Origin of the sequence: Burkholderia sp. RF4-BP95 (assembly GCF_001521985.1) — a bacterium.
Classification (GTDB): domain Bacteria; phylum Pseudomonadota; class Gammaproteobacteria; order Burkholderiales; family Burkholderiaceae; genus Burkholderia; species Burkholderia diffusa.
In genome coordinates, this window is the sequence record NZ_LOSX01000061.1 from 1 (window position 1) to 1,063 (window position 1,063).

Annotated in this window: 1 protein-coding gene; it reads left to right on the plus strand. The window is 65.0% G+C overall.

Annotation, left to right across the window (positions count from 1 at the left end; all coding sequences use genetic code 11):
- The coding region (locus WS46_RS20730) for an electron transfer flavoprotein-ubiquinone oxidoreductase (protein ID WP_179949175.1) at positions 1–1,062 on the plus strand (1,062 nt) is incomplete at its 5' end.
- Between the last annotated feature and the right edge of the window lies 1 nt (position 1,063).

Below are 1,063 nucleotides of genomic sequence, written 5' to 3' on the forward strand. Positions count from 1 at the left end.
CAGCTGATCTCGAAGTTCAAGCTCGACGCGAACGCCGATCCGCAGGCGTACGGGATCGGCATCAAGGAATTGTGGGAAATCGATCCGGCCAAGCACAAGCCGGGCCTCGTGATCCACACGGCCGGCTGGCCGCTGAAGTCGGATACGTACGGCGGCTCGTTCCTGTATCACATGGACAACAACCAGGTGGTGGTCGGCTTCGTGGTGGGCCTGGGCTACACGAACCCGTACCTGTCGCCGTTCGAGGAATTCCAGCGCTACAAGACGCATCCGTCGATCCGCGCGTTCCTCGAAGGCGGCAAGCGCGTGTCGTACGGCGCGCGCGCGATCACGGCCGGCGGCCTGCTGTCGCTGCCGAAGACGGTGTTCCCGGGCGGCGCGCTGATCGGCGACGACGCGGGCTTCCTGAACGCATCGCGGATCAAGGGCAGCCACGCGGCGATCAAGACCGGCATGCTGGCGGCGGACGCCGCGTTCGACGCGCTGCAGGCCGGCCGTCAGAGCGACGAGCTCAACGCGTATCCGGACGCCTTCAAGCAATCGTGGCTGCATACGGAACTGTACCGCGCGCGCAACTTCAAGCAGTGGATGGCCAAGGGGCTGTATCTCGGCACGCTGATGGTCGGGCTCGAGCAGAAGGTGATGGGCGGCAACGTGCCGTGGACGCTGCACCACAAGCATGCGGACCACGAGATGCTGAAGCCGGCGTCGCAATGCACGCCGATCGAGTATCCGAAGCCGGACGGCAAGCTGACGTTCGACCGGCTGTCGTCGGTGTTCATCTCGAACACGAACCACGAGGAGAACCAGCCGGCGCACCTGACGCTGAAGGACGCAAGCGTGCCGGTGAACGTGAACCTGCGCACGTACGCGGGCCCCGAGGGACGCTTCTGCCCGGCGGCGGTGTACGAGTTCGTGAAGAACGACGACGGCAGCGACCGGCTGGTGATCAACGCGCAGAACTGCGTGCACTGCAAGACCTGCGACATCAAGGACCCGACGCAGAACATCGTGTGGGTCACGCCGGAAGGCGGCGGCGGGCCGAATTACCCGAACATGTAAC